Source organism: Pseudomonas sp. NPDC087814 (assembly GCF_044742865.1).
In the GTDB taxonomy this organism is placed as follows: Bacteria; Pseudomonadota; Gammaproteobacteria; order Pseudomonadales; family Pseudomonadaceae; genus Aquipseudomonas.
In genome coordinates, this window is sequence record NZ_JBIUVK010000017.1 from 87,161 (window position 1) to 113,180 (window position 26,020).

Here is a 26,020-nt window from a genome sequence, read left to right on the forward strand (position 1 = left end):
CTCGTTACCAGGCGACGCCGAACCCTGCGGTGTAGCGGGTCTTGCTCAACGCGCTTTCCGAGTCGCCACTAATAATGTCGCGCTCGGCCTTGAGGTTGAGGGAGGCCCACTCGGTAACTTTGTAGCGCAAGCCCATTTCCGCATCCAGGGAGTACTCGGACGGCCCGGCCAGCGGCTTGCCCACTTCGCCATTGGTGAAGAATTCAACGGTCTTGCCCACCAGGTAGCGGTTGTAGTTCCACTTCATGGCCAGCGAATAGAAGTTGTCCTTGCCGCCGTCCTGGTATTCATAGTCAGTGCGGTTGACCAGCGAACCGAGGGAGAACGCGCCCAGTTCGTCATCCCAGAATTGGTAGCCCGGGCCGGTACCCACGGTGCGCTGGCGGGACAGGTCCTCGACCTTGTCGCGCTTGTAGGTCAAGCGGCCCTGCCAGAACCAGTGTTCGGTAATAAACCGGTCCAGGTCGTACTCCAGCGCCCAGTTGTCGGTGGTGGTCACGTCGTCCTGGAATTCGCGGTTGTATTCGCCCTCGGCGGTATGGCGCCACTGGCCATGGCGGGCAGTGGTCTTGAAGTCGATGTCGTAGTCGTTGGTGTCGTTTTCCGCGCGCTTGTAGTCCAGCGCCATATCGACATTGCCCTTCCACACCAGGTCCTCGATCACCGGCTTGGGCTTGATGATCTGCTGGATGCTCGCCAGGTCGACAGTCTTGGGCGCCTCGCCGTTGGCCAGGATGACCTTGCCATCGTCGGCCGGCTGCAGGGACTTGGCCTTCTCACCGCTGTAGGCATCCTGCTTGACCAGCAATTCCTGATCGCTCTCCAGGGTCTTGACCTGCTTCCAGTCCACCGGGATCGCGCCGGCATAGTCGGTCTGGATCAGCAGCTTGCCGCCGTCGAAAACCTTGATCTTGCCGGTCAGGCGGTCACCGTTCTTCAACCAGACGGTGTCGGCGAGCAACGGGGTGGAGGCGCTGAAAACAGCGAGGCACAGCAGGGTTCTGGACAACATAAGCGGATATGGGGCTCGAGTTTGACGAAAAAACGGGCATTATCGGGGTGGATAACTTCTTAGCAAGGACTGACTCGGGTATTCGTATCGAGTTCCGCTCTCAGCCCCCCACTTTGCAGAAATTTCTTACAAATAGACGGATACTTTCATCGGATATGCCACCGTGAACGAACTGACCGACGCTCCGCAAAGCCCCGCTGAAATGCGCCGCACCGTGCTGTACCTGACGCTCGCCCAAGTGCCCGAAGGCTGCGTGATCAGCTACGGGGAGCTGGCACACCTCGCCGGTTTGGGTCGCGCCGCACGTTGGGTGGGTCGCACCCTGAGCCAACTGCCCGAGGACACCAAACTGCCCTGGCATCGCGTGCTGGGTGCCGGTGGTCGGATAAGTCTGCCGGTGGGCAGTGCCTCGGGTGACGAGCAACGTGCGCGTTTGCGCGGCGAAGGCGTCAGCATCCTGAACAATCGTGTTGATATTCAGCGTCATGGCTGGCGCCCGGTAGAGCACAGCGGTTAGAGTGCGCGCTTTATTTGCGTAATTCTGAGGCAGACTCCAGCCCATGCCCCGTAAAACCTGGCGCGCCGCGCTCGCCGCCTATGCCAGCCCCTCGACGTTAGTGCTGTTGCTGCTCGGCTTTGCTGCCGGCTTGCCTTACATGTTGGTGTTCTCGACGCTCTCGGTATGGTTGCGCGAGGCCGGCGTGGCCCGCGAAACCATCGGTTATGCGAGCCTGATCGGCCTGGCCTATGCCTTCAAGTGGGTCTGGTCGCCCCTGCTCGACCAATGGCGCCTGCCACTGCTCGGCAAGCTCGGACGTCGTCGCTCCTGGCTGGTACTGTCCCAGACGCTGGTGATCCTCGGATTGATCGGCATGGGTTTCTGTGATCCGCAAAAGCATCTGTCCTGGCTGATTGCCATCGCCGTGATCGTGGCCTTCGCTTCCGCCACGCAAGACATCGCCGTAGACGCCTACCGCCTGGAAATCGCCAGCGACAGCCAGCAGGCCGCGCTTGCCGCCAGCTATATGTCCGGTTATCGCGTGGCCGCGCTGCTTGCCACCGCAGGTGCGCTGTTTTTTGCCGAAGGCTTCGGTTCCACCGGGTTCAACTACAAGCACTCGGCATGGGCCGGTACGTACGTGCTGTTTGGTGCACTGATGGTGCCTGCGCTGCTGACCACGCTGTTCATGCGCGAACCCAATGTGCCGCTGCGTACCCAATTGCAGGCCGGGCGCTACAGCTTTGCTCACCAGCTGGTCTCGGTGTTCGTGTTGATCGTGCTGCTGGTGTCGGTGCCGGCGATGTTCACCCAGCTGTACAACACTGACTTCGCCAGCGTGCTGTTCCATGGGGTCAGCCTGCTGGACCTGCTGCTGGAAGATCGCGCGTTCCTGCGGGCCATCCTCTACATCATCCTGACCACGCTGTGCCTGTCGACCATGGGCCGCCGGGGCCTGGCGCCAGTGCTCACGCCGGTCAACGATTTTATCCTGCGCTACCGCTGGCAGGCCTTCCTGCTGTTGGGGCTGATTGCCACCTACCGCATGTCGGACACGGTAATGGGCGTAATGGCCAACGTGTTCTATATCGACCAGGGCTTTACCAAGGACCAGATCGCCGGTGTCAGCAAAGTCTTCGGCCTGATCATGACCCTGCTGGGTGCCGGCATGGGTGGCCTGTTGATCGTGCGCTTCGGGATTCTGCCGATCCTGTTCATCGGCGGCATTGCATCGGCCGGCACCAACCTGCTGTTCGTGATGCTCGCCGACATGGGCCCGGACCTGCAGATGCTGATTTTCACCATTTCCCTGGATAACTTCAGTTCAGGCATGGCGACCTCGGCGTTTGTCGCGTACCTGTCGAGCCTGACCAACCTGAAGTTCTCCGCCACCCAATACGCCCTGCTCAGTTCGATCATGTTGCTGCTGCCGCGCTTGATCGGCGGGTATTCGGGGGTGATGGTCGAGAAGTTCGGTTACCACAACTTCTTCATGATCACCTGCCTGCTGGGTGTGCCGACGCTGGTCCTGATCGCCTTGCACTGGTTTCAGGAAAGCCGGCGGATTCGCTTGAATCCTCCCGAGGAAAACGAATCACTGTAGGAGCTGGCTTGCCTGCGATTGCATCACCGCGGTGTAACTGACACACCGTGTTGCCTGCATCGCAGGCATGCCAGCTCCCACAGAAGCCCTGCTCCAGCAACCAGATGCCTGTACGTCGGCAGCAAGCGCCCGTACAATCCCAAGTCATTTCAAGTCCAAGCAACCGACAACGGCCTACCATGCGCACCAGTCAATATTTGCTCGCCACACAGAAAGAAACGCCTTCCGACGCGGTCGTGATCAGCCATCAGCTGATGCTGCGCGCCGGCATGATCCGCAAACTGGCCTCGGGCCTGTACACCTGGCTGCCCATGGGCTTGAAGGTGATGCGCAAGGTCGAAGCCATCGTTCGTGAAGAAATGAACGCTGCCGGCTCTCTGGAAGTGTTGATGCCGAGCACCCAACCGGCTGAGCTGTGGCAGGAATCCGGGCGCTGGGAAGAGTACGGCCCTGAATTGCTGCGCTTCAAGGATCGTCATGGCCGGGACTTCTGCGCCGGCCCGACCCACGAAGAAGTGATCACCGACCTGATGCGCAACGAGTTGAGCAGCTACAAGCAACTGCCCCTCAACCTGTATCAGATCCAGACCAAGTTCCGTGACGAAATCCGCCCACGCTTCGGTTTGATGCGCGGCCGCGAATTCATCATGAAGGACGCCTATTCGTTCCACGCTGACCAGGCGTCCCTGCAGGTCACCTACGACCGCATGCACACCGCCTACTGCAACGTGTTCACGCGCCTGGGCCTGAAATTCCGCCCGGTTGAAGCGGACAACGGCTCCATCGGCGGTGCCGGCTCCCACGAGTTCCACGTGCTGGCCGAGTCCGGTGAAGACGACATCGTGTTCAGCAACGGTTCCGACTACGCGGCGAACATCGAGAAAGCCGAAGCCGTGCCACGGGAAACTTCCCGCCCTGCGCCAAGCGAAGAGCTGCGCCTGGTGGACACGCCCGAGACCAAGACCATCGCGGCCCTGGTGGAGAAATTCAATCTGCCGATTGAAAAGACCATCAAGACCCTGATCGTGCGCGCCGAGGAAGAAGGCAAGCTGATCGCCCTGGTAATCCGTGGCGACCACGAGCTCAACGAAATCAAGGCCGCCCAGCAGCCAGGCGTTGCCAGCCCGCTGGTCATGGCCACCGACGCCGAACTGCGTGACGCCATTGGCGCCGGTGCCGGTTCCCTGGGCCCGCTGAACCTGCCATTGCCGATCATCATCGACCGTTCGGTTGAGCTGATGAGCGACTTCGGCATCGGTGCCAACATCGATGACAAGCACTACTTTGGCGTGAACTGGGAACGTGACCTGCCGGTTCCGACCGTGGCCGACCTGCGCAACGTGGTGGCCGGCGACCCAAGCCCGGACGGCAAGGGCACCCTGGAAATCAAGCGCGGCATCGAAGTCGGGCACATCTTCCAGCTGGGCAACAAGTACAGCAAGGCTATGTAGTGCGAAGTGCTGGGCGAGAACGGCAAGCCGATCACCCTGGAAATGGGCTGCTACGGCATTGGCGTATCCCGCGTGGTTGCGGCTGCCATCGAGCAGAACAACGACGAGAAAGGCATCATCTGGAGCGACGCCCTGGCGCCATTCCAGATTGCCCTGGTACCGCTGCGCTACGAAACCGAGCAAGTACGCGAAGCCACCGACAAACTGTATGCCGAACTCACGGCTGCCGGTTTTGAAGTGCTGCTGGATGATCGGGACAAGAAAACCAGCCCGGGCATCAAGTTCGCCGACATGGAACTGATTGGCATCCCGCACCGGATCGTGGTCAGTGACCGCGGCCTGGCCGATGGCAATCTGGAATACAAGAGCCGGACCGAAGCCGAGGCCCAACCGTTGCCGGTGGCTGACGTGCTGTCTTTCCTTCAGGCGCGTATTCGTCGCTGAAAACCAGATCAAGAGTCGTCATGTTCAAGCGAAACACCATAGCCCTGGGGGGCGCCACGTTATGTGGCGCCCTGCTGGTCAGCGGCTGCGCCAACCAAATGTCGCAACGCAGCGAGCACGAGGAACGCATCGAGCGCAAATTGCTCGATCACAGCCTGCAGATCGACGTGGGCGAGCCGAAGGTGCTGGAGCTGCCGCAACGCCGGGTGCGCATTCACGAGCAAAAGACCTTTGAGGTCACCGAGTTCGAAGTTACCCGTCGCTACGACCGCTACACGCCCTACCAGCCCTGGCGCAAACTCTATGAGATGCCCCTGGGCGCGGTCGCGCTGGTGGCGGGCGTCGGCGCCAACGTGGCGAACGTGTTTGCCCTGGGCAACCTGCCTGCCAGCATGACCCGGGATTGGCTCAGCTATGGCGTGGACGGGCTCAACCCGTTCATGAACGTGCAATCCAACGGCCGTGCGCAACAGAACCTGGCGGGTATCGATGAAGTCCAGCGCGGCAAGCGCGTGGAGTATTCGAGCCTGCCCTGGAGCGAGCGCCCGGTACAGGTGACTGCCGGCAAGCAAACCCATGAGCTGACCACCGACCGCGATGGGGTGCTGCGCCTGAACCTGTTGGACAGCCCGTTTGCCGAGCAGGACCTGAACCGCATCAGCACCCTGAAGATCAGTGTTGAAGATGCCCAGGATGACGTGCACTCGGACTCATCCCTGGCCATCAGCGGCACCCTGCGGGGCAAATTGCTCGAAGCTCACAGTTTGATCTATGACGACCTGGAAGACGACGAGGTCAACGAGTGGGTGCACCGGGTCAAGCGCCTGTCGGAGCTGGGCCTGGAAGAAGAAGCCAGCGAGCTGGAACAGAGCCTGATCGAACTGACCCGCAATGATCCGGAGTTGCAGCAGGAATTCCTGCAGGCCTTGACCAAGGATGCCGGACGCCTGGTGGCGGATCCCGGAGCACGCTGAAGCCTTTAAATGTGGGAGCGGGCTTGCTCGCGAATGCGGCGTGTCAGCCAGCACATGCGTCAACTGACACACCGCATTCGCGAGCAAGCCCGCTCCCACATTTGGTTTTCGGTTCCTACCAGGGGAATTGGAGCTGCTCGTTGCCGTTGCTCAAATCCAGCAAACGCACGCCTATTCCCAGCAATCGCACCGGCTTGTCGCCGCGATTGAACGCCTGGGTCAGCAACTGCCGGTAACTCTCCAGGTCCCGCCCTGCCCCCGCCTGCTCCAGGGTCGTCTGGGTAAAGTCGTGAAACTTCACTTTGACGAACGGCTTGCCCGCCCGATAACTGCTGTCGATGCGCGCCATGCGCCCGGCCAGGGTGTCCATCAGCTCCGGCAGTTTTTCCAGGCAACTGGGCAAGTCCGGCAGGTCGACATCGTAGGTATTTTCCACGCTGATGGATTGCCGGCGACTGTCGTTCTGCACCACACGGTCATCAATCCCACGCGCCAGACTCCAAAGCCGCTCGCCAAAACTGCCGAACTCTCGCACCAGCGCCAACTTGTTCCACTCCCGCAGTTGCAGGCAGTCCTCGATCCCCAGCCGCGCCAGCTTGTCGGCCGTCACCTTGCCCACGCCGTGGAGCTTTTTCACCGGCAGCGCCGAGACAAAGTCTTCCACCTGGTCGGGGGTGATCACAAACAGTCCGTTGGGCTTTTTCCAGTCGCTGGCGATCTTGGCGAGAAACTTGTTCGGCGCCACGCCCGCGGAAACGGTGATGTGCAACTGGTTGGAGACCCGCCGGCGAATGTCCTGGGCAATGCGCGTGGCACTGCCGCCGAAATGCGGGCTGTCGGAGACGTCCAGGTAGGCTTCGTCCAGGGACAACGGTTCGATCAGGTCGGTGTAGTCGCGAAAGATCGTCTGGATTTCCTTTGATGCTTCTTTATAAGCATCCATGCGCGGCTTGACGATGGTCAGGTCCGGGCACAGCTTCAGGGCATGGCGGGACGACATGGCCGAACGCACACCATAGGCCCGTGCTTCATAGTTGCAGGTGGCGATCACCCCGCGACGGTCTGCCGAGCCACCGACAGCCAGGGGCTTTTGCGCCAGGGTCGGGTCGTCGCGCATCTCGATGGCGGCGTAGAAGCAATCACAGTCGACGTGGATGATTTTGCGCTGCGTCATATATAAGGCAGTGGTTCTGGGCAGAAAACGGACAGGCCGGCAGTATCTCACTCACACCTGTATATAGCACCAGTAGTTTGAATCTTCCGCTTAAGCGGTAGGAAAATTCGCAGGTGAATTCATTTTCTCAATCGAAACACACCCCCCCAATAGAGCTGAAAGCCTCGGCCAGACTGGCCCCGCGGCCTATCAAGGGGCCACCTTGGAGAGCTAACCGATTGAACCACAAGCGCTTTTCTTTGAATCAGCGGTTGACACACTCGCGTTCCTCTGTAGAATGCCGACACACAGACGCGGGATGGAGCAGTCTGGTAGCTCGTCGGGCTCATAACCCGAAGGTCGTCGGTTCAAATCCGGCTCCCGCAACCAAATATCAAAAAAGGCTACTCGAAAGAGTGGCCTTTTTTGTGCCTGTCTGTTTTAGCCCTCGCGTCGATTGTCTGACAAAAAACCTTTCCCAATCGCGCACTTACCGCACCCGCGTGACAATCCGACGCTAAATTGCACTTATTTGACCCATCGTTCGATTAACGGTTGACACCCCGCCGTTGCTCTGTAGAATGCCGCCACACAGACGCGGGATGGAGCAGTCTGGTAGCTCGTCGGGCTCATAACCCGAAGGTCGTCGGTTCAAATCCGGCTCCCGCAACCAAACATCAAAAAAGGCTGCTCGAAAGAGTGGCCTTTTTTGTATCTGACGAAAAAGTCCTTTTGAAACAATGGCATGGCATCTTTCATGAAACCGTACACGGTTTGTAGAGTCCATCTCATTGCAAGCTATGCTAAGTCTTCAAGCACTGTCCTTCTACGACCAATGGGCGCTGTCGCCGCACTTCGCGATACGCGTTAATATTTGTAATTATTTTGTCCATAGGGATTGGTAACTTGGCTGGATACCTCCATCCTGTCGCGCACAATCCACGAGGTGATTGATGCGCGCCAACTCGTCTGAACCACAAGACTCTGTCACAGCGACACAACCGATCACTCCCACCCGTTTGCGCTGGCTGGATCTGTTGAGCAAATACCGCCAACCCATCGGGCTGGCCGTCACCTTGTTGCTGTTCGCAATCGCCCTTATCGCCTGTCGCCACCTGTTGCTTGAACTGGATCTGTACGCGCTCCACGATTCAATCCTTGAAGTACCCAAGCCTGCACTGCTGGGTGCGTTCGGTGCTGCTGTCGCCGGCTTTATCATTTTGTTGGGCTATGAATTTTCCGGTGCCCGTTATGCCGGCGTGAAGCTGCCTGCCAAGACTCTGGCCTACGGCGGCTTTACCGCATTCGCCATCGGTAACGCGATTGGTCTGTCGATGCTCTCGGGCGGCTCGGTACGCTACCGTTTATATGCACGGTATGGCATCGGCGCTTCGGAAGTGGCACGCATGACCGTGTTTGCCAGCCTGGCCCTGGGTTGCGCCCTGCCGCCGCTCGCTGCGCTGGCCACCCTGAGCAACCTGCCTGCCGCGTCCAATGCCTTGCATCTACCCGCCAGCCTGCTCGGCGGCATCGCCGGCGCTGTGTTGCTGTTAACAGCCGCACTGTGCATCGGCATCTACCGCCGCCGCCTGCCGGAACAACCGTATCCGGACAACCTGCTGGTCAAGGCCGGGCGTCGCACCTTGCGCCTGCCGGGCCGTCGCCTGACCTTCCTGCAACTGATCATCACTGCCCTCGACGTGGCTGCGGCCGCTACCGTGCTGTATATGCTGCTGCCGGAAGCGCCGCCCTTTGGCCCGTTCCTGCTGGTGTACCTGCTGGCCCTGGCCGCCGGTGTGCTCAGCCATGTACCCGGTGGCGTCGGGGTGTTCGAAGCAATCCTGCTGGCTGCCTTCGCCGACAAGCTCGGTGCCGCGCCACTGGCGGCCGCACTGCTGCTGTACCGGATGATCTACGTGGTGCTGCCGCTGTTGATCGCTTGTGTGTTCCTGCTGGTCAATGAAGCCCAGCGCCTGTTCCATACGCAACAAAGCCTGCGGGCGGCCTCGGGCCTCGCTGCGCCGATCCTGGCCGTACTGGTTTTTTTGTCAGGCGTGGTCCTGCTGTTTTCCGGCGCAACCCCGGAAATCGACTCACGCCTGGAAAACATCGGCTTCCTGATTCCTCATCGCCTGATTGACGCGTCGCACTTTGGTGCCAGCCTGATCGGCGTGCTCTGCCTTCTGTTGGCCCAGGGCCTGCGTCGACGGTTGTCCGCGGCGTGGATGCTGACCATGGTGCTGCTGCTGACCGGCGCCCTGCTCTCCCTGCTCAAGGGTTTCGACTGGGAAGAAGCCAGCCTGATGACCATGACGGCGGTGCTGCTGGCGATCTTCCGGCGCTCGTTCTATCGCGCCAGCCGCCTGACCGAACTGCCGTTCTCGCCGCTGTACCTGGTGGCCAGCGTGTGCGTACTCGGTGCGTCGATCTGGCTGCTGTTGTTCGCCTACCAGGACGTGCCCTATAGCCATCAGTTGTGGTGGCAGTTCACCCTCGACGCCAACGCCCCGCGGGGCCTGCGTTCGCTGCTGGGCGCGGCCGTGGTGCTGGTGGTGGTGTCGCTGACCTGGCTGCTGCGTACCGCGCGCCCGATCATCCACTTGCCGACACCGGATGAACTGGAGCGCGCCACCAAGATCCTGATGAACTCCGCACAACCCGACGGCGGCCTGGCGCTGACCGGCGACAAGGCCCTGCTGTTTCACCCCAACGACGAAGCGTTCCTGATGTACGCTCGTCGCGGTCGCAGCCTGGTGGCCTTGTACGATCCGATTGGCCCGACCCTGCAACGGGCCGAGATGATCTGGCAGTTCCGCGACCTGTGCGACATTCACCACGCCCGCCCGGTGTTCTACCAGGTGCGCGCGGAGAACCTGCCGTACTACATGGACATCGGCCTCACCGCGATCAAACTGGGTGAAGAAGCCCGGGTCGACCTCAAACGCTTTGACCTGGAAGCCAAGGGCAAAGAGATGAAGGACCTGCGCTACACCTGGAACCGCGGGACCCGTGATGGCTTGTCCCTGGAGATCCACGAACCCGGCCAGGCCCCGATGGAGGAGTTGAAAGTCATCTCCGACGCATGGCTGACCGGCAAGAACGTGCGGGAAAAAGGCTTTTCCCTTGGACGATTCAGCGACGACTACCTCAAGCACTTTCGTATTGCGATCATTCGCTTCGAAGGGCGCCCGGTAGCGTTTGCGAACCTGCTTGAGACCTACAGCCACGACCTGGCCAGTCTCGACCTGATGCGTGCGCACCCGGACGCGCCGAAACTGACCATGGAATTCATGATGGTCGGCCTGATTCAACATTATAAGAACCATGGCTACGCCCGCTTCAGCCTCGGCATGGTGCCGTTGTCGGGCCTGCAACCACGACGTGGCGCCCCGCTGACCCAACGCCTGGGCTCGATGGTGTTCCGCCGTGGCGAGCAACTGTATAACTTCCAAGGCTTGCGCCGCTTCAAAGACAAGTTCCAGCCTGACTGGGAACCCCGTTATATGGCCGTGCCCGCAGGACTTGATCCGCTGGTGGCACTGGCCGACACCGCCGCCCTGATTGCGGGCGGCTTGACTGGATTGGTGAAACGCTGATGATTCGACGCTCCTGGCGGTATGTATTGGCATTTTTGGTGGTACTGGCACTGATCCTCGGTGGCGGCTACTGGTACTGGAACCGCCCTGCACCGCAACCGACTCTGGAACAACTGCCCCAGGCCGATGGCACGGTCCTGACCCGCGTCACCCCGGGTACCGCGCCCAAGGCCCGCGTGGCCGTGGCCGTGCTGGCCGACGAAACCCTGACCGACAGCCAACTGATCGCCCTGAGCCAGGGCGGCGCAGCGCAGATCGTCCAGGTGATCCTGCCCAAGGACGACTGCAAGCTGCAGGAACAAGCCCTGCAAACCGCCCTCGGCCAGCTCGCCGGCCCGGCGACACTGGTCAGCGGCATCGGCCCTGGCGCATCCCTCGCCTGGCGCTGGCTGGCCGCACAGAACGACGACAAGGCCAATGCCATCTCCGTCGGCTTCGCGCTGGCGCAGCCAGGCTGCAACGACCCGTTGCCGAAGACTTCGGCCCACGGTAGCTGGCTGGTGGCCTGGAACGATAACCCTGACGATGATGCTGCCAGTTTCGTACGCGACACGCCGCGTGCTACCACCAGCATCAGCGACTACGACGTTCACTACCCGCAAGTGCTGAACAACGAGCTCCGCAAGCAACTGGTGGGCTCGGACAACGGCGGCCTGGCGATCCCGGTGGTCGAAGTGCCGGCTGGCCAGGCCAAGGACACCGTCACCCTGTTCCTCTCCGGTGACGGCGGCTGGCGTGACCTGGACCGCGACGTGGCCGGTGAAATGGCCAAGATCGGCTACCCGGTGGTCGGCATCGATACCCTGCGCTACTACTGGCAGCACAAGACCCCGGAACAAAGCGCCAAGGACCTCGCCGAGCTGATGCAGCACTACCGGCAGAAATGGGGCACCAAGCGCTTCGTGCTGACCGGCTACTCGTTCGGCGCCGATGTGCTGCCGGCCATCTACAACCGCCTGCCGGAAAACGAGCAGCAGCGTGTAGACGCGATCATCCTGCTGGCCTTCGCCCGCACCGGCAGCTTCGAGATCGAAGTGGAAGGCTGGCTGGGCAACGCCGGCAAGGAAGCTGCGACCGGCCCGGAAATGGCCAAGCTGCCGGCCGACAAGGTGGTGTGCATCTACGGTGCCGAAGAAGTCGACGAGAGTGGCTGCACCGACAAGACCGCTGTCGGCGAAGCCGTGAAGCTGCCTGGCGGCCATCACTTCGACGAGAACTACCCGGCGCTGGCCAAGCGTCTGGTAGACATCATCGAGAAGCGCCAGGGCAAGACCCCGGCCGAATAAGCGCCCACAAAAAAGCCCCCGCTGCCGCAAGGCACCGGGGGCTTTTTGTTGGGCTTACATTTCTACTTGAGTGCCGAGCTCGATCACCCGGTTAACCGGCAACTTGAAGAAGCGCAGGTTGCCGTTGGCGTTCTTCAGCATGAACGCGAACAACCCTTCGCGCCAACGCGCCATGCCCTTGATGCGGGACGCGATCACGGTTTCGCGGCTGAGGAAGTAGGTGGTGCGCATCGGGCTGAAGTCCAGGTCATCCAGATGGCATAGCTTCAGCGCTTCGGGCACGTCCGGCTCGTCGGTAAAGCCGAAGTGCAGGATCACCCGGAAGAAGCCTTCGCCGTAGGCATCCACCTCGAAGCGGCGTGCGACCGGCACCCGCGGAATGTCTTCATAGACCACCGTCAACAGCACCACCTGCTCGTGCAGTACCTGGTTATGCAGCAGGTTGTGCAACAGCGCATGAGGCACGGCGTCTGGCCGCGCCGTCAGGAACACCGCGGTGCCCTGCACGCGATGAGGCGGTTGTACGCGGATACTGCTGATAAAGATCGGCAACGGCAGGCCGCCCTCGTCGAGACGGTCCACCAGCAATTGCTTGCCGCGCTTCCACGTGGTCATGAGCACGAACAGCACAATCCCCGCGAGTACCGGGAAGGCGCCGCCCTGGACGATCTTCGGCACGTTGGCCGCGAAGTACAGGCCGTCCACCAGCAGGCAGCAGACCAATACCGGCACCGCCAATATCGGTGGCCATTTCCACAGCAGCAGCATCACTGCCGACACCAGGATAGTGGTCATCAGCATCGTGCCGGTCACCGCCACGCCGTAGGCCGATGCCAGTGCGTTAGAGGACTCAAAGCCCAGCACCAACAGGATCACGCCGACCATCAGCGACCAGTTCACCGCACCGATGTAGATCTGGCCCTGCTCGGCACTGGAGGTGTGCTGGATATGCATGCGCGGGATATAACCGAGCTGGATGGCCTGGCGCGTCAGGGAGAACGCACCGGAGATGACGGCCTGGGACGCGATCACTGTGGCCAGCGTGGACAACACCACCAGCGGGATCAGGGCCCAACTCGGCGCCAGCAGGTAGAACGGGTTTCGCGCGGCCTCAGGATCGCCGAGCAACAAGGCACCCTGGCCGAAATAATTCAGCACCAGCGCCGGCAACACCAGCATGAACCAGGCGCGGGCAATGGGTTTGCGGCCGAAGTGGCCCATGTCGGCGTACAGCGCCTCGGCACCGGTCAACGCCAGCACTACGGCACCGAGGATGGCCACGCCAATGCCCGGGTGAGCCTCGAAGAAACGCACGCCCCACATCGGGTTCATGGCGTTGAGTACTTCCGGATGCTGGGTGATGCCGTAGGCGCCGAGGCCGCCCAGCACCAGGAACCAGGTCACCATCACCGGCCCGAACAACTTGCCGATGCGGTCGGTACCGTGTTTCTGAATCAGGAACAGGGCCACCAGCACAATCAGGGCGATCGGCACCACCCATTTTTCGAGGCCATCGAAGGCCAGTTCCAGACCTTCCACCGCCGATAACACGGAAATCGCCGGGGTGATCATGCTGTCGCCGTAGAACAGCGCCGCGCCGCACAAGCCACAGACCACCAGGAAACTGCGCAGCCGCTTGCGCTCACCCGCCGCTCGTCGCGCCAACGCGGTCAAGGCCATGATGCCGCCTTCGCCCTGGTTATCGGCGCGTAACACGAACAGCATGTACTTGATCGAGACCACCCAGATCAGCGACCAGAAGATCAGCGCCAGGATCCCCAGCACACCGTCATGGTTGACCTGAACCCCATAACCACCGGTAAACACCTCTTTAAGGGTGTAGAGCGGGCTGGTGCCGATATCGCCGTAAACCACCCCCACTGCCGCCACCAGCATGCCGATCGGCTTTGCGTTGGAATGCTCGGCACCTGCTGCCTGACTACTTGCCTGACCCATCAACCACTCCTGCCCTTTGACCTGCGGTCTTTTATAAACAGCGCGCCTGCTGCGGGCGCCTATGCTGTCCACAGCATGCGCTGTTTTACTTCTCGTTACAGACGATTTATTGACCGAGGAAATTCACTCAGGTGCAACGGCGCGAAGCATAGCGCAGCACTCGTCGTATTTCCCTGCATAAAGCTGGTCAAGAGCGATTCCCGTCGCTAGAATTGCGCACTTTTTGATCAGAGGCACACCAAGTGCCCATCCGCCACCTTTCGTGCACGACGGGCGGCGTCATTCAATACCGAGGTTAGACATGTCCACCACCATCGCAAAAGCCAACCCCAAGGTCGGCTTTGTATCCCTGGGTTGCCCAAAGGCTCTGGTCGACTCCGAACGCATCCTTACGCAACTGCGCATGGAAGGCTATGACGTCGTGTCCACCTACCAGGACGCGGACGTTGTGGTGGTCAACACCTGTGGCTTCATCGACTCGGCCAAGGCCGAGTCCCTGGACGTGATCGGCGAAGCCATCAAGGAAAACGGCAAGGTGATCGTCACCGGCTGCATGGGCGTGGAAGAAGGCGCCATCCGCAACGTGCACCCAAGCGTGCTGGCCGTGACCGGCCCGCAGCAGTACGAGCAAGTGGTCAACGCCGTGCACGACGTAGTGCCGCCGCGCCAGGACCACAACCCGCTGATCGACCTGGTGCCGCCGCAGGGCATCAAGCTGACGCCGCGCCACTACGCCTACCTGAAGATTTCCGAAGGCTGCAACCACAGCTGCAGCTTCTGCATCATCCCGTCGATGCGCGGCAAACTGGTGAGCCGCCCGGTAGGCGACGTGCTGGACGAGGCCCAGCGCCTGGTCAAATCCGGCGTGAAAGAGCTGCTGGTGATCTCCCAGGACACCAGCGCCTACGGCGTCGACGTCAAATACCGCACCGGCTTCTGGAACGGCGCGCCGGTGAAAACCCGCATGACCGAACTCTGCGAAGCCCTGAGCAGCCTCGGCGTATGGGTGCGCCTGCACTACGTTTACCCGTACCCGCACGTTGACGAGCTGATCCCGCTGATGGCCGCCGGCAAGATCCTGCCGTACCTGGACATCCCGTTCCAGCACGCCAGCCCGAAAATCCTCAAGGCCATGAAACGCCCGGCCTTCGAAGACAAGACCCTGGCGCGCATCAAGAACTGGCGCGAGATCTGCCCGGACCTGATCATCCGCTCCACCTTCATCGTCGGCTTCCCCGGCGAAACCGAAGAAGACTTCCAGTACCTGCTGGACTGGCTGACCGAGGCCCAGCTGGACCGCGTCGGCTGCTTCCAGTACTCGCCGGTGGAAGGTGCTCCGGCCAACCTGCTGGACGCTGCCATCGTGCCGGACGACGTCAAGCAGGACCGTTGGGAGCGCTTCATGGCGCACCAGCAGGCCATCAGCTCGGCGCGCCTGCAACTGCGCATCGGCCGTGAGATCGAAGTACTGATCGACGAAGTCGACGAGCAAGGCGCTGTAGGCCGCTGCTTCTTCGATGCGCCGGAAATCGACGGTAACGTGTTCATCGACGATGCCAGCGGCCTGAAGCCAGGCGACAAGGTCTGGTGCACCGTGACCGACGCCGACGAGTACGACCTGTGGGCTGAAAAACGCGCATAAGGTGTAAAGAATTGAAAAAGCCCTGCCTCTGGACAAGATGCGGGGCTTTTTTAGGTCTATCGTTTTGCCCATCAGCGCCAATCATCGGCAAGGGGCAGCGGGCATGCGTCAGCATTCGGTTATCCATACACCCAAATCCAGCGACTATCAGGAACTGACCCGCATCTGGGAGGCTTCGGTGCGGGCCACCCATGACTTCCTGCCGGACAGTTACATCGAGTTGCTGAAAAACCTGGTGCTGACCCGCTACCTCGACGCGGTGATGCTGATCTGCACCAAGGACTCGCGCCAGCGCATCACCGGGTTTGCCGGGGTGGCCGCGGGCAAGGTCGAGATGCTGTTTATCGACCCCGAGCACCGTGGCCAGGGCCTGGGCCGGCAATTGCTGCGCTATGCCATCGAGTCGATGAATGCCGATCAACTGGACGTCAACGAACAGAACCCGCAGGCCCTGGGCTTTTACTTCAAGCAAGGCTTTGAGGTGATCGGACGCACGGACCATGACGGCATGGGCCAGCCTTATCCGTTGCTGCACATGCGTTTGCGCCAGGCCCAGCCACAGGCGCGTCGCGGCTAAATGAAATGGAGCCGGGATTAACCGGCGCCACACAGGTACAATAGCCGCCCCCTTTTGTTTCGGCCCTTGTCATGACTGAACCCCTACGCCTCTCCAAACGCCTCATCGAACTGGTCGGTTGCTCCCGTCGGGAGGCTGAGCTGTTCATCGAAGGCGGCTGGGTCACGGTGGACGGCGAAGTGATCGACGAGCCGCAGTTCAAGGTCACCACCCAGAAGGTCGAGCTTGACCCTGAGGCCAAGGCCACAGCGCCGGAGCCGGTGACCATCCTGTTCCACGCCCCCGCCGGCGTGGATGCCGAGACAGCCATGGCGTCGATCAACGCCGAGACCCTGTCGGAAGAACACCGCTTCAGCAAGCGCCCGCTCAAGGGCCACTTCCTGCGCCTGACCGCCAGCAGTGACCTGCAAGCCAAGGCCAGCGGCCTGCTGGTGTTCACCCAGGACTGGAAGATTTTGCGCAAGCTGACCGCTGACGCGAACAAGATCGAACAGGAATACGTGGTGGAGGTGTCCGGCGACATGGTCGCCCACGGCCTGAACCGCCTCAACCATGGCCTGACCTACAAAGGTAAGGAATTGCCGGCGGTGAAAGCCAGCTGGCAGAACGAGAACCGCCTGCGCTTTGCGCTGAAAAACCCGCAACCGGGTGTGATTGCCTTGTTCTGCGAAGCCGTCGGCCTGAAAGTCGTCGCCATTCGACGCATCCGCATTGGCGGAGTCTCCATCGGCAAAGTGCCGGTAGGCCAATGGCGCTATCTGTCCGGCAAAGAAAAGTTCTAAGACTTTTTTCGCCGCCGAATCTCTCGATACCGCCTGCCTGGGCGGTGTCCACAGTTGAATGACCAGGATTGCCCACCATGATACACAACGACGTACTGCGCAGCGTGCGCTACATGCTCGACATCAGCGACAACAAGATGGTCGAGATCATCAAGCTCGGCGGCATGGAAGTCACCAAGGACGACCTGCTGACCTACCTCAAGAAAGACGAGGAAGAAGGCTTCGTGTTCTGCCCGGACGAAGTCATGGCGCATTTCCTCGATGGCCTGGTGATCTTCAAGCGCGGCAAGGACGAGAGCCGTCCACCGCAGCCGATCGAACTGCCGGTGACCAACAACATCGTCCTGAAGAAACTGCGCGTGGCCTTCGAACTGAAGGAAGACGACATGCACGCAATCCTCAAGGCCTCCGAGTTCCCGGTGTCCAAGCCTGAGCTGAGCGCACTGTTCCGCAAGTTCGGCCACACCAACTACCGCACCTGTGGTGACCAGCTGTTGCGCAACTTCCTCAAGGGCTTGACCCTGCGCGTTCGCGCCTAAACCCGTGAACTACAGCGTCTCGCCCATCGGCTTTGTCCGCTCCTGCTTCAAGGAGAAGTTCGCCATCCCGCGCCAGCCACAACTGGCGCCTGCCGCCCGGGGCGTGCTGGAGTTGGTGCAGCCATTCGACCAGGGTGAGGCGGTGCAGGGTTTGGAACAGGTCAGCCATGTGTGGCTGCTGTTCCTGTTCCACCAGGCGCTGGAAGACAAGCCCCGCCTGAAAGTGCGCCCGCCTCGCCTGGGTGGCAACACGTCCATGGGCGTGTTCGCCACCCGCGCGACGCACCGGCCCAACGGCATCGGCCAGTCAGTGGTCAAGCTGGACAAGGTGGAAGATGGGCGCCTGTGGATATCCGGGATCGACCTGCTGGATGGCACACCGATTCTCGACATCAAGCCGTACGTGCCGTACGCAGACATAGTTGACACTGCGACCAACAGCATCGCCAGCGCTGCGCCACAGCTGATTCCCGTGCAGTGGCTGAAGACTGCGCTGCAACAGGCAGAAGGCCACGCTCAGCGCCTTGGCGAGCCATTGGTGGCGTTGATCGAGCAGTGCCTGGCGCAGGATCCACGGCCGGCGTACCAGACGCCGGGGCCGGAGCGGGAATACGGGGCGCAGTTCTGGGATGTTGATGTGCGCTGGCACTATCCCGAAGCCGGGATGATTTGTGTGCTGGAAGTCGTGTCGGCCGGGTAAACCGGAAACAAATGTGGGAGCGGGCTTGCTCGCGAAAGCGGTGGATCAGTCAATACATCTGGTGACTGTTACACCGCTTTCGCGAGCAAGCCCGCTCCCACATTTTTTTGCGTCGCGCTTATTTCTCGACGAACGCACGCTCGATCAGGTAGTCGCCCGGCTCACGCATACGCGGGGAAACCTTCAAACCGAAGCTGTTGAGCACTTCGCTGGTTTCATCCAGCATGCTTGGGCTGCCGCACAGCATGGCGCGGTCGTCTTCAGGATTGATCGGCGGCAGGCCGATGTCACTGAACAGCTTGCCGCTGCGCATCAGGTCGGTCAGGCGGCCCTCGTTTTCGAACGGCTCACGGGTCACGGTCGGGTAGTAGATCAACTTGTCACGCAGGGCCTCGCCGAAGAACTCGTTCTGCGGCAGGTGCTCGGTGATGAATTCGCGATAGGCGACTTCGTTGACGTAACGCACGCCGTGGCACAGGATCACTTTTTCGAAACGCTCGTAGGTTTCCGGGTCCTGGATCACGCTCATGAACGGCGCCAGGCCAGTGCCGGTGCTGAGCAGGTACAAGTGCTTGCCCGGCTTCAAATCGTCAAGCACCAGGGTGCCCGTCGGTTTTTTGCTGATGATGATCTCGTCGCCTTCCTTCAAGTGCTGCAATTGGGAAGTCAGCGGGCCATCAGGCACCTTGATGCTGAAGAACTCCAGATGCTCTTCCCAGTTCGGGCTGGCAATCGAGTAAGCGCGCATGAGCGGGCGGCCGTTGGGCTGTTGCAGGCCGATCATCACGAACTGACCGTTCTCGAAGCGCAGGCCCGGATCGCGGGTGCACTTGAAGCTGAACAGAGTGTCGTTCCAGTGATGAACACTGAGGACACGCTCGTGGTTCATGTTGCTCATGTACGGGGGACTCCTGGAAATGGGTCTGCGCCAAATGATGGATGCGCAATTGCACAGCATTCTAATGGCGGCGACAATATCTGTTAACTGGATTATTAAGATAAGGGTTATCGGTTATATCGATATGCGATTTACTCTACGTCAACTGCAAGTCTTCGTCGCCGTCGCCCAGCAGGAAAGCGTCTCGCGCGCTGCTGGCCTTCTGGCCTTATCTCAATCCGCCGCCAGCACGTCGATTACCGAGCTGGAGCGGCAATCCAGCTGCCAATTGTTCGACCGCGCGGGCAAACGCCTGAGCCTCAACGCCCTCGGTCACCAGCTATTGCCCCAGGCGGTGGCACTGCTGGACCAGGCCAAGGAGATCGAGGACCTGCTCAACGGCAAGTCGGGCTTCGGCTCCCTGGCGGTCGGGGCCACGCTGACCATCGGCAACTACCTGGCCACGCTGCTGATCGGCAGCTTCATGCAGCAGCATCCCGAGAGTCAGGTGAAGCTGCATGTGCAGAACACTGCGCATATCGTGCATCAGGTGGCGCACTACGAAATTGATCTGGGTCTAATCGAAGGCGACTGCAGCCACCCGGACATCGAGGTGCAAACCTGGGTGGAAGATGAACTGGTGGTGTTCTGCGCACCCCAGCATCATTTGGCGAAGCGCGGCCAGGCGACCATGGAAGAGCTGACCCATGAAGCCTGGATCCTGCGGGAACAAGGCTCTGGAACACGCCTGACCTTTGACCAGGCCATGCGGCATCACCGCAGCGCGCTGAATATCCGCCTGGAGCTGGAACACACCGAGGCAATCAAACGCGCGGTGGAATCAGGCTTGGGGATTGGCTGCATTTCCCGGCTGGCGCTGCGCGACGCCTTCCGGCGTGGCAGCCTGGTACCGGTGGAAACCCCGGACCTGGACCTGGCCCGGCAGTTCTACTTCATCTGGCACAAGCAGAAGTACCAGACCTCGGCGATGCGCGAATTCCTCGAGCTGTGCCGGTCGTTCACCGCCGGGGTGCAGCGCAGCGACGAGATCGTACTGCCGACCATTGCCTAGATCAGGATCACGGCCCACACCAGGGTAATCATGGTCAGCGCTACGAACTGCGCGGCGCTGCCCATGTCCTTGGCATTTTTCGACAAGGGGTGCAGGTCCAGGGAAATCCGGTCGATCGCCGCTTCGACGGCGGAGTTGAGCAACTCGACGATCAATGCCAGCAGGCACACGGCGATCAGCAGCGCCCGCTCTACCCGGCTGACGTTAAGGAAGAAACTCAGCGGGATCAGGATGACATTGAGCAACACCAGCTGACGAAACGCCGCCTCGCCGGTGAAAGCCGCACGCAGGCCATCCAGGGAATATCCGCCTGCGTTGAAAATACGTTTGATACCGGTTTGACCCTTGAAAGGCGACATAGAGTAGGCAACTGAGCAAAAAGGTGTGGGGAAACTAGAGCAAGCAAAGTCAAAAAAACGTGAATGAACAGCGTCTTAATGCTGCGAAATTGACTCAAGTTGTTGCAAGAGCAGCGCCGCCTGGGTTCGCGTACGTACGCCGAGCTTGCGGAAGATCGCCGTGACGTGAGCCTTGATGGTCGCTTCCGACACGCTCAACTCGTAGGCAATCTGTTTGTTCAATAGACCTTCGCAGACCATGGTCAATACGCGGAACTGCTGGGGCGTGAGGCTGGCCAGGCCATCACGCGCGGCCTTGGCTTCGTCGGAGACGTTGATCTCTTCAAAGGCCTGCGGCGGCCAGGAGACATCGCCATCCAGCACCGTGCGCACGGCTTTCTGGATGTCTTCCATGGAGCTGGACTTGGGAATGAAACCACTGGCACCGAACTCCTTGGAGCGCACCACCACCGACGCCTCTTCCTGGGCCGATACCATCACCACCGGTATCTGCGGGTATTGCCCACGCAGCAGCACCAGCCCGGAAAAACCGTAGGCACCCGGCATGTTCAGGTCCAGCAGGACCAGGTCCCAGTCGGACTTTTCGGTAAGGCGGGTTTCCAGCTCGGCAATGCTGGCGACTTCGACGAGGCGTACATCCGGCCCCAGGCCCAGCGTGACCGCCTGGTGCAGCGCACTGCGAAACAGCGGGTGGTCATCGGCAATCAGGATTTCGTATGTGGCCATTTATTAAATGATCCTGTTTTTTAGGGCGGCACTGATGGGTTCAGTGCTCGCCAACGCGCAAGGTGGCTGCCAGGCCAGCAGTCACCAAAGGGCGCGCTCAACGTCAAAAAGCGACGTATCCAATCTGTGACAGCGCCCCAATCGGCGCCAAGCATGCCCAGCGTAGCCTGGGTGGTCAAGCGCTACGCCCGTGGCTATTTTAGCGGGCTGCGTGTTTGCGCGGCCATCATGCAAAGGTCGGCTGGCCATGACACCTATAGATAAGGTGCAAGGCGAGTATGGACGACATCGGCCGGGTCCAGCGCCAGTTGAAACTTGGCGGCCAGGTAGTGGGTGCTGAATACGTCCAGGTAGGCATCCAGGACTTCACTGGCTGCGGCATCTTCAGCCAGCTCCAGGCACAGCGCGGCGACTTCGGCGGTGCAGAAGTGGTCATCACGCTTGGAGCGACGCAGCTTGTAGCGCGACAGTTGCTCGGGCGCCAGGCTCAGCACCGGCAAGTGCTCCAGGTACGGGCTCTTGCGAAACATCTTGCGCGCCTCGCTCCAGGTGCCGTCCAGCAAAATGAACAGCGGGCGCTTGCCCTCCTCCAGCCTGACCTGATGGACCACCCGCTCCGGGGCCACGAATTCGCCGGGAAAGACGATGTATGGCTGCCATTGCGGGTCGGCCAGCAAGGTCAGCAACTCCGGCTCAACCTCAGTGCGCGACCAGGGGAACGCGGTCGTGTCGTTGATCACATCGGCAATCAGCCAGCCGGTGTTGCTGGGTTTCATCGGCTCTACGTCGTGCATCAGCAGGCACATGCCGGATCTGGCCTGGACCTTGGGCCGCCAGGCGCACAGGCAGTACTCGGGAATCACCCGGCAGCCGGGGCAGCGTTCGGCCCGCGAGCCTCGCGCTACAAACGGTTTTACGGCACGGGCCAGGCGCTGCGTGCGCAAACGGGAGACGGCATGGCTCATCGGGTGCGCCGCAGGGAAGTGGAAATCGACACGGATAGAACTCGGAAGGCAAAAGTTACCGCAGTTTACCAGAGCCGCCCCCGGCCACCTGCACTTCCCGGCAATAGGCTGGCCCTAGGGGCAAGCGGTCACCTATAATCCCGCGCCACTGAACGCACAGCGCAGTGGCTGGTCTATGCACCAGTAACCGAATCAGGAGAGTTTCATGCTGCGTCTTATGCCACGCCTTGTAGTTCCGTCCGTCGCCCTCGCGCTGGTGTTGCCTCTGGGTGCCCAAGCGGCCTCGTTGCTGGAGGCTCAACTGAACAGGAAGCTGCAAAGCGTCGCAGAGGAAACCAACAAAGAACTGCCACGGGAAATTGACGAAAAGACCCTGGAAGTTGCCTACACCGTTGAAGGCTTGCAGCTGATTGACCATTTGAGCGTACTGCCCGACCGCGCCGAGCAAATGCGCGCCAACCCCAAGGCTGTGTACTTCCAGCTCGGCCAAAGTGTGTGCCTGAACAAGGGTTACCGCGAGCTGATGGCCAAGGGCGCGATCATGCGCTATGAAATCACCGAGAACAAAACCAACCGCCCGGTAGCTTCGGTGAAGTTCCAGGAAGCAGATTGCCCGGCACCGGCTGCCGCGAAGAAGAAAAAGTAAGCGATAACTCCTGTCGCGCGCCGCTGACCAGCGGCGCGCAATATCCACCTCTGCACTCTCCGCCATTGTCCGCCCGCGGCAGCGTCTAAACTCCCTCAGAAGTGATCAATAAGCGGTTGCCAGCCAAGACTTTATAGGCTCATGATCAATTCATCCTGAACGCCTGGAACATCGGGTTTTCACACCGTCCTGTAACATTTTCAGGGCAAAAGAGGGTTGCCCTCCTGAGCGTGCAATGCAAAGGTTTTTAATCATAAGGAATATACAGAACCGGTTTCGCCCACCTCGTTAATCAGAGGCAACGACACATGCAGTGTCGTGGTCCCGACGAATTTCTCGCCGGCACCCAGGGTTCTGTGAAGAAGGAGAAGTTGAATGCCTTACGAACCGAATGAACTCCTGATCCGTCAATTTGAAGAAAACGGCACCGACCTCACGCAGCAGGTCGACGCGCAACTCCATTTGATTGCGCCCAACAGCCCGAATATTCCCCTTTATCGCGACATGATCTTCACCGTGTTGCGCATGGCCCAGGACGACCGCAGCCGCTGGAATGCCAAGATCACCTTGCAGGCGATACGGGAACTGGACCACGCCTTCCGCGTGCTCGAACAGTTCAAGGGGCGGCGCAAAGTCACGGTGTTCGGCTCGGCGCGCACGCCGGTGGAAAGCCCGCTGTACGCATTGGCCCGGGAAGTGGGCGCGGTCCTGGCCCGTTCGGATCTGATGGTGATCACCGGCGGTGGCGGCGGCATCATGGCGGCGGCCCACGAGGGTGCCGGCCTGGAGCACAGCCTGGGGTTCAACATCACCCTGCCCTTTGAACAGCACGCCAACCCGACCATCGATGGCACCGAGAACCTGCTGTCCTTCCACTTCTTCTTTACCCGCAAGCTGTTCTTCGTCAAGGAAGCCGACGCCTTGATCCTGTGCCCGGGCGGTTTCGGTACCCTGGATGAAGCGCTGGAGGTGCTGACCCTGATCCAGACCGGCAAAAGCCCGCTGGTACCGGTGGTGCTGCTGGATGCACCGGGCGGTAGCTTCTGGCAAGGCGCACTGGACTTTATCCGCAGCCAGCTTGAGGCCAATCGCTACATCCTGCCCACCGACCTCAAGCTGGTCCGCCTGGTGTACAGCGCCGAAGAGGCGGTGGACGAAATCAACCAGTTCTACGCCAACTTCCACTCCACCCGCTGGCTGAAGCGCCAGTTTGTGATTCGCATGAATCATCCGTTGAGTGACCGCGCACTGGCCCATCTGCAGGAGGCATTTGCCAGTCTTCGCCTCAGTGACGACTTCCAACAAATCGCGTACACCGGCGAAGAGCATGACGAGCCAAGCTTCAGCCATCTGACGCGGCTGGTGTTCAACTTCAACGGGCGTGATCAGGGACGGTTGCGGGAATTGGTGGATTACATCAACTTGCCGGAAAACTGGGCCCAGGCTCAGGGGAAAACGCAGCAGCGGGTGACGGAGACGGCGTGACGTGACACTGAAACGAAAAAGGCCCGCTATTTTCATAGCGGGCCTTTTGGGTTGTGTCAGGTAGAACGATGCGCAGGTTAGGGCCGCTGCGCAGCCCAGCGGGAGCAAGCTCCCTCGCCACACCAAGCCCCGCAATGATCAGAGCAACCATTTACCAGGCGCAGCCTTCAGTCATCCATATCCCGACCGCTCAACAGGCGACTGATCATCTCCATCGAAAACCCGCGATAACTCAGGAAGCGACCTTGCTTAGCCCGCTCACGCGCATCAATAGGCAGATGACCGGCAAACTTGCGCCGCCAGGTTTCTTCCAGTTGTGCCTGCCAACTGATGCCGCACTCACGCAACGCGAGTTCGATATCAGCACGCTGCAGGCCACGCTGGCTCAGCTCTTCACGAATTCGTGCAGGGCCATAGCCGGATCGGGCTCGGTAGGAGACGAAACTTTCGAGGTAACGGGACTCCGACAGCAGCCCTTCTTCCGTCAAACGGTCAAGGGCTGCGTCGATCATCTCGGGATCTGCGCCACGCTGACGCAGCTTACGCGTCAGCTCGACTCGACCATGCTCGCGCCGTGCGAGCAGGTCCATTGCAGTGCGCCTTACGGCGACGGGTGTATCCAGGACAACGCTCATCGTTTGCTTCAGATGTCAGTGTCGACTTCTTCTACTTCTTCAACCGGCTCGCGGTTGGCGGCAGCCTTGACGTCAGGTGCCGGGGTCAGCAACTTGTCGCGGATCTGCTTCTCGAGCGTAGCGGCAACATCCGGGTTATCCGCAAGGAACTTGGCCGAGTTGGCCTTGCCCTGGCCGATCTTGCTGCCGTTGTAGGCATACCAGGCACCGGATTTCTCGACGAAACCGTGCAGCACGCCCAGGTCGATCATCTCGCCGTTCAGGTAGATACCCTTGCCGTAGAGAATCTGGAACTCGGCCTGACGGAACGGCGGGGCCACCTTGTTCTTCACGACTTTAACGCGGGTTTCGCTACCGACAACCTCGTCACCTTCCTTCACCGCGCCAGTACGACGGATGTCCAGACGGACCGAAGCGTAGAACTTCAGCGCGTTACCACCGGTGGTGGTTTCCGGGCTGCCGAACATCACGCCGATCTTCATCCGGATCTGGTTGATGAAGATCACCAGGCAGTTGGCGTTCTTGATGTTACCGGTAATTTTACGCAGGGCCTGGGACATCAAGCGGGCTTGAAGGCCCACGTGCATGTCGCCCATTTCGCCTTCGATTTCAGCCTTGGGTACCAGGGCTGCCACGGAGTCGACCACGATCACGTCAATGGCGTTGGAGCGCACCAGCATGTCGGTGATTTCCAGCGCTTGCTCACCGGTGTCCGGTTGCGAAACCAGCAGGTCGTCAACGTTGACGCCCAGCTTGCCGGCGTATTCAGGATCCAGGGCGTGCTCGGCATCGACGAACGCACAGGTGGCGCCCATTTTTTGTGCCTGGGCAATCACCGACAGGGTCAGGGTGGTTTTACCGGAAGATTCAGGACCGTAGATCTCAACGATACGGCCTTTTGGCAGGCCGCCAATGCCGAGCGCGATGTCCAGACCCAGAGAGCCAGTGGAGATAGCCGGGATCGCCTGACGGTCGTGATCGCCCATACGCATTTCGGGTCCCTTGGCGATTTGACGTTAGATCTTACCCAGGGCCGCAGCC

At 60.6% G+C, this 26,020-nt stretch carries 21 protein-coding genes, 2 tRNA genes and 2 pseudogenes; 16 read left to right on the plus strand and 9 right to left on the minus strand.

All coding sequences use genetic code 11. The features are described 5' to 3' along the window. Positions 1-4: 4 nt before the first annotated feature. A complete protein-coding gene (locus ACIOMR_RS15650; RefSeq protein ID WP_177009843.1) occupies positions 5-1,012 on the minus strand; it encodes a DUF481 domain-containing protein in 1,008 nt (335 codons plus the stop codon). A gap of 202 nt (positions 1,013-1,214) precedes the next feature. Here ACIOMR_RS15650 and ACIOMR_RS15655 point away from each other — a divergent pair, with 202 nt between their 5' ends. The 4 genes and pseudogenes from ACIOMR_RS15655 (at position 1,215) to ACIOMR_RS15670 (ending at position 5,983) form a co-directional block, all read left to right on the plus strand. After that, complete coding sequence (locus ACIOMR_RS15655; RefSeq protein ID WP_218166212.1) at positions 1,215-1,529, plus strand: MGMT family protein; 315 nt, start codon at positions 1,215-1,217, stop codon at positions 1,527-1,529. Between the two features lie 43 nt (positions 1,530-1,572). Further along, the gene (locus tag ACIOMR_RS15660) at positions 1,573-3,114 is read left to right on the plus strand and encodes an AmpG family muropeptide MFS transporter (protein WP_008433581.1); all 1,542 of its coding nucleotides are present in this window, start codon (positions 1,573-1,575) and stop codon (positions 3,112-3,114) included. A gap of 179 nt (positions 3,115-3,293) precedes the next feature. Then, positions 3,294-5,009, plus strand: a pseudogene (locus tag ACIOMR_RS15665) (proline--tRNA ligase). Between the two features lie 20 nt (positions 5,010-5,029). Next, positions 5,030-5,983 carry a hypothetical protein gene (locus ACIOMR_RS15670; RefSeq protein ID WP_401195091.1) on the plus strand — a complete coding sequence of 318 codons (954 nt, stop codon included), beginning with the start codon at positions 5,030-5,032 and terminating at the stop codon, positions 5,981-5,983. Positions 5,984-6,098: 115 nt separating this feature from the next. On the opposite strand, the gene dinB is transcribed toward ACIOMR_RS15670, so the two are convergent. Next, on the minus strand, positions 6,099-7,157 hold the full coding sequence (gene dinB, locus ACIOMR_RS15675) for a DNA polymerase IV (protein ID WP_003208617.1): 1,059 nt from the start codon (positions 7,155-7,157) through the stop codon (positions 6,099-6,101). Between the two features lie 292 nt (positions 7,158-7,449). Here dinB and ACIOMR_RS15680 point away from each other — a divergent pair. The 4 genes from ACIOMR_RS15680 to ACIOMR_RS15695 all read left to right on the plus strand — a co-directional run bounded on the left by ACIOMR_RS15680 (position 7,450) and on the right by ACIOMR_RS15695 (position 12,018). Then, positions 7,450-7,526: transfer RNA gene (locus ACIOMR_RS15680), tRNA-Met, on the plus strand. A 206-nt stretch (positions 7,527-7,732) separates the two neighbouring features. Then, positions 7,733-7,809, plus strand: a tRNA-Met gene (locus ACIOMR_RS15685). Positions 7,810-8,089: 280 nt separating this feature from the next. Then, complete coding sequence (mprF, locus tag ACIOMR_RS15690; protein WP_003208619.1) at positions 8,090-10,732, plus strand: bifunctional lysylphosphatidylglycerol flippase/synthetase MprF; 2,643 nt, start codon at positions 8,090-8,092, stop codon at positions 10,730-10,732. Next, entirely contained in the window at positions 10,732-12,018 is a 1,287-nt protein-coding gene (locus ACIOMR_RS15695; RefSeq protein ID WP_177019279.1) for a virulence factor family protein, read from the plus strand. The genes mprF and ACIOMR_RS15695 overlap by 1 nt, the downstream gene beginning before the upstream one ends. 54 nt (positions 12,019-12,072) lie before the next feature. On the opposite strand, the gene ACIOMR_RS15700 is transcribed toward ACIOMR_RS15695, so the two are convergent. Then, positions 12,073-13,974 (minus strand): potassium transporter Kup, encoded by a 1,902-nt coding sequence (locus ACIOMR_RS15700; RefSeq protein ID WP_401195096.1) that lies wholly within the window; start codon positions 13,972-13,974, stop codon positions 12,073-12,075. Positions 13,975-14,275: 301 nt separating this feature from the next. Here ACIOMR_RS15700 and rimO point away from each other — a divergent pair, with 301 nt between their 5' ends. The 5 genes from rimO to tsaA all read left to right on the plus strand — a co-directional run bounded on the left by rimO (position 14,276) and on the right by tsaA (position 18,214). Continuing rightward, a complete protein-coding gene (gene rimO, locus ACIOMR_RS15705) occupies positions 14,276-15,616 on the plus strand; it encodes a 30S ribosomal protein S12 methylthiotransferase RimO (protein ID WP_401195099.1) in 1,341 nt (446 codons plus the stop codon). A 103-nt stretch (positions 15,617-15,719) separates the two neighbouring features. Further along, complete coding sequence (locus ACIOMR_RS15710) at positions 15,720-16,193, plus strand: GNAT family N-acetyltransferase (protein ID WP_003208626.1); 474 nt, start codon at positions 15,720-15,722, stop codon at positions 16,191-16,193. Between the two features lie 71 nt (positions 16,194-16,264). Next, a complete protein-coding gene (locus tag ACIOMR_RS15715) occupies positions 16,265-16,975 on the plus strand; it encodes an rRNA pseudouridine synthase (protein WP_003208627.1) in 711 nt (236 codons plus the stop codon). Between the two features lie 77 nt (positions 16,976-17,052). Next, entirely contained in the window at positions 17,053-17,514 is a 462-nt protein-coding gene (locus ACIOMR_RS15720) for a DUF1456 family protein (protein WP_003208629.1), read from the plus strand. 4 nt (positions 17,515-17,518) lie between these two features. After that, a complete protein-coding gene (gene tsaA / locus ACIOMR_RS15725) occupies positions 17,519-18,214 on the plus strand; it encodes a tRNA (N6-threonylcarbamoyladenosine(37)-N6)-methyltransferase TrmO (protein WP_401195102.1) in 696 nt (231 codons plus the stop codon). Positions 18,215-18,332: 118 nt separating this feature from the next. On the opposite strand, the gene fpr is transcribed toward tsaA, so the two are convergent. After that, complete coding sequence (gene fpr, locus ACIOMR_RS15730) at positions 18,333-19,112, minus strand: ferredoxin-NADP reductase (protein WP_003189055.1); 780 nt, start codon at positions 19,110-19,112, stop codon at positions 18,333-18,335. Positions 19,113-19,236: 124 nt separating this feature from the next. Here fpr and ACIOMR_RS15735 point away from each other — a divergent pair, with 124 nt between their 5' ends. Then, positions 19,237-20,163: a LysR family transcriptional regulator gene (locus tag ACIOMR_RS15735; protein ID WP_003208633.1), complete on the plus strand. Its 927-nt coding sequence runs from the start codon at positions 19,237-19,239 to the stop codon at positions 20,161-20,163. Here ACIOMR_RS15735 and ACIOMR_RS15740 read toward each other — a convergent pair. The 3 genes from ACIOMR_RS15740 to ACIOMR_RS15750 all read right to left on the minus strand — a co-directional run bounded on the left by ACIOMR_RS15740 (position 20,160) and on the right by ACIOMR_RS15750 (position 22,213). Next, positions 20,160-20,522, minus strand: a complete 363-nt coding sequence (locus ACIOMR_RS15740; RefSeq protein ID WP_003208635.1) for a diacylglycerol kinase — start codon at positions 20,520-20,522, stop codon at positions 20,160-20,162. The two genes, ACIOMR_RS15735 and ACIOMR_RS15740, sit on opposite strands and share 4 nt — an antisense overlap. A gap of 75 nt (positions 20,523-20,597) precedes the next feature. Next, on the minus strand, positions 20,598-21,248 hold the full coding sequence (erdR, locus tag ACIOMR_RS15745; protein WP_003208636.1) for a response regulator transcription factor ErdR: 651 nt from the start codon (positions 21,246-21,248) through the stop codon (positions 20,598-20,600). Between the two features lie 254 nt (positions 21,249-21,502). Beyond that, complete coding sequence (locus ACIOMR_RS15750; RefSeq protein WP_003208638.1) at positions 21,503-22,213, minus strand: tRNA-uridine aminocarboxypropyltransferase; 711 nt, start codon at positions 22,211-22,213, stop codon at positions 21,503-21,505. A 205-nt stretch (positions 22,214-22,418) separates the two neighbouring features. Here ACIOMR_RS15750 and ACIOMR_RS15755 point away from each other — a divergent pair, with 205 nt between their 5' ends. After that, complete coding sequence (locus ACIOMR_RS15755) at positions 22,419-22,859, plus strand: PA3611 family quorum-sensing-regulated virulence factor (protein WP_003208640.1); 441 nt, start codon at positions 22,419-22,421, stop codon at positions 22,857-22,859. A 375-nt stretch (positions 22,860-23,234) separates the two neighbouring features. Next, positions 23,235-24,344: a TIGR00730 family Rossman fold protein gene (locus tag ACIOMR_RS15760; protein ID WP_087695311.1), complete on the plus strand. Its 1,110-nt coding sequence runs from the start codon at positions 23,235-23,237 to the stop codon at positions 24,342-24,344. Between the two features lie 167 nt (positions 24,345-24,511). Here ACIOMR_RS15760 and recX read toward each other — a convergent pair whose 3' ends face one another. Both recX and recA read right to left on the minus strand, forming a co-directional pair. After that, complete coding sequence (gene recX, locus ACIOMR_RS15765; RefSeq protein WP_003208644.1) at positions 24,512-24,979, minus strand: recombination regulator RecX; 468 nt, start codon at positions 24,977-24,979, stop codon at positions 24,512-24,514. An 8-nt stretch (positions 24,980-24,987) separates the two neighbouring features. After that, positions 24,988-26,020, minus strand: a pseudogene (gene recA / locus ACIOMR_RS15770) (recombinase RecA); the annotation flags it as partial.